Origin of the sequence: Turicibacter sp. (genome assembly GCF_017941855.1) — a bacterium.
Taxonomy (GTDB): domain Bacteria; phylum Bacillota_I; class Bacilli_A; order MOL361; family Turicibacteraceae; genus Turicibacter; species Turicibacter sanguinis.
The window spans coordinates 1-2,835 of the sequence record NZ_JAGAVR010000090.1 but is presented as its reverse complement, the minus strand read 5'-3'; the positions used below and the strand labels follow the sequence as shown (position 1 = coordinate 2,835).

The following is a 2,835-nucleotide window of genomic DNA, read 5'->3' as shown; positions in this document are numbered from 1 at the left end:
TCCCTGTGATCGGAACGCGTTTTACAGATACGGTTGTCTCAGTTGTTTCAACGTTATCCATTTTAAGAAATAGTGTTGGGCTACTTAGTGTGATTACTTTAGTCATCGTTGTGGCATTCCCAGTGATAAAGGTGGGTGTTAGCCTAATTTTATTTCGTTTATTAGGAGCGGTGATTCAACCGATTATTAGTAAAGATTATATTAAAATTTTAGATGTCTTTAATACAGGGATGATGAATTTGCTCGTCATTATGATTATTATTGGCGTCATGTTTATCTTTACATTCTTCATTATTCTATATAGTTCAAATATGATGCTACTAACTAACTAATTCTAGGTGACAAGTTTTGAGGAGATGGGAAAAGATATGCTATATGAATACGCAAAGCAAATAATCGCTATGTTTTTTTTGATAGCTATTGTCAATTTATTGGTTATTCCGGCTTCCTATAAGAAAATAATTACATTTTATCTTCACTTTTTTATCATAGTTATCATTTTAAAGCCGGTGATTAGTATAATGAATAATGAAGTTAGTTCATTCATTGATTCGATTTCATTTATCAATGAAGAGGAATTTGATCAATCCATTCAGTATTACCAAGGGCTAGTTGAAATTGATTTATCGAAAGTAACGATGGCTGAGATTGAAACATTAGTTCGTCAAGCTGAAGGTGGATGCCAAGTTCAAATCGTGGGATTTGATTTCAGTGAAGTGCTAACGCTAGAAATGGTTGAGACTGAGGAGGAGGCAAAAACGTGCGTACTCAATAAATTAGGTCTTAATCGGGAGGATGTCGTTTTTAAGAGGGGAGGTCGATGAAAAGAGGCAACTAAATTAGAATCTAACATGAGGTGAGATAGGGGGTAGAAGATGTGGAAAAGAAACGGACAGAAAAGTCAGAGTCAATAAGCTTAACAATTCGTAAGGTAATGACTGATCTAGGGCCATTTAGAATCATCCTGTTGATTGGAGCCATCGTAGTGGTGTCATTCTTGTTCAAAGATGATTTTAGCTCTCTGTCTGGGAATCATTTATCTTCGGCACCATCTGTCGAGGCAAGACACAAAGAACAGATCACAGCTTTATTTGATTCAATAGAAGGAGTAACAGTCGATAGTATAAATATCTCATATAAATCGGTTGCTGATTCTTCAACGACACTCTTTGTTTCAAGTCAAACAGATACTGTTTCAAATGGCGTTGTGATCGTCTATCGAGGGACGATTAAAGCACCTTATGATGTGACGCATGCCATCAGTTTGTTGCTTGATGTTCCAATTCATCAAATTTCATTATTAAATGCATCTGAACTAGGGGGAAATTAAAATGAACAAAAATTCATATGTAACAGCCGCATTATTTGTAGTTTTCGTATTATTAACTGTATTTTATATTAGTATTGGAGATAGCAACGATTCAACAACAAATAAAGTGGGATCAACATCAACTTTACCAAAAGCAAATTTAGAGATTAATCCAACAGACGCTCAAAGTGGAAGTGAGTTAGTTTCAAACCAAGAGTCTGGAGATGATGAGACAGAGACAGCGGGAACATCATCTGAGGTTAGTGCCATTCAAGTGCAAAGAACTGAGGCAGCTAAAGCTAAAAGCCAATTACAAGCTGATTTAACAGCTATTATTGCAAGCAAAGATGCTGATGCTGAAGAGAAAAGTGAAGCAAAAGATAATTTAGAAAAAATTAATAAAGATGCACAACATGAAAGTATTCTTGAATCAATGATTAAAGCAAAAGGATATTCAGATGTTTTAGTTCGAGTAAACGAGGAGACTGTTCAAGTTCATTTACAATTATCTGAATCTCAATCAGAACCGACATTAGAACAAACAAACGAAATTATTATGATGGTAAAAACAGAATTTACAACTGATCCAGATGTTTTAGTTCAATTAACGCCAATTAATTAAGAATAAAAAATGAGCCAGGTCGATAGGGGACTTGGCTCATTTTTTAAATAGCTCTCTCTGTTAGACAATTTTTCGGTAACCAATCGCTGGATCCCGACGATTATTAAATCTCGTTTTTAAAGTAAGCGGGTAATAATAACACGTATAGAAAAAAGGAGACCTCACCTGTATATTGGAATTACAGATGAGGTCTCTTTTCTTTTAGATTCCTTTACAATGTTCTTGAACGTTTTTTGCCCAGGGTAAAAAGGCCTCCAAGAGTTCGGGTTTCATTAAAAACTCAACATTTGGTAGGTGTTCAAATAAATAAGTTAAATACTTATAGACATTTAAGCCATGTTCCTTAGCCGTTTCGATGACGCTATAAATAATCGCATTGGCTTCAGCCCCTGATAAGCTTGTTGAAAATAAGTAGTTTTTTCGTCCAATAACCACGGTTTTGATGGTACGTTCGGCACGATTATTCGATGCTTCTAATCGTCCATCTTTCAAAAATGCCATCAGTTCTTTCTTTTGATTTAAAACATAGTGAACCGCAGTTTGTAACTTACCTTTCATGGGGATGAAGCTCCCTAGAAAGTCATAAAAAGCTTCGATCACTGGCTTGACCTGTAACTGACGTTGCTCATAACGCTCCTCAGGCGATAATTCCTGGAGTTCTCGTTCAATCTTAAAAATTTGGTTACAGTAGTCAATGGCTTGTTTTGCTTTCCCATTCTTCCCTGGCACATCCTTGAACTTGCGACGGGCATGCGCCCAACATCCCACTAATTCAATATTCGGTAAGTTCTTATATCCGGAATAACCATCACAATGCAGGTAGCCTTTAAATCCATCGAGTAATTGTTCAGCGACGACTCTTGCACGAGTTAAATCTGCGTGATAATAAACGATGGGTGTTTCG

At 36.2% G+C, this 2,835-nt stretch carries 5 protein-coding genes; 4 read left to right on the top strand and 1 reads right to left on the bottom strand.

Annotated features, from left to right (window positions below; translation table 11 throughout):
- The 4 genes from J6D32_RS09820 to J6D32_RS09805 form a co-directional block, all read left to right on the top strand.
- On the top strand, positions 1–332 hold a 332-nt coding region (locus J6D32_RS09820), incomplete at its 5' end, for a stage III sporulation protein AE (protein WP_503004054.1).
- A 24-nt stretch (positions 333–356) separates the two neighbouring features.
- Entirely contained in the window at positions 357–824 is a 468-nt protein-coding gene (locus tag J6D32_RS09815) for a stage III sporulation protein AF (RefSeq protein WP_156343951.1), read from the top strand.
- 53 nt (positions 825–877) lie between these two features.
- Positions 878–1,330 (top strand): hypothetical protein, encoded by a 453-nt coding sequence (locus tag J6D32_RS09810; protein ID WP_287467634.1) that lies wholly within the window; start codon positions 878–880, stop codon positions 1,328–1,330.
- Between the two features lies 1 nt (position 1,331).
- Entirely contained in the window at positions 1,332–1,931 is a 600-nt protein-coding gene (locus J6D32_RS09805; RefSeq protein WP_287467633.1) for a SpoIIIAH-like family protein, read from the top strand.
- 201 nt (positions 1,932–2,132) lie between these two features.
- On the opposite strand, the gene tnpC is transcribed toward J6D32_RS09805, so the two are convergent.
- Positions 2,133–2,835 (bottom strand): IS66 family transposase (gene tnpC / locus J6D32_RS09800; protein ID WP_287467632.1); only part of this gene is annotated, 703 nt, incomplete at its 5' end.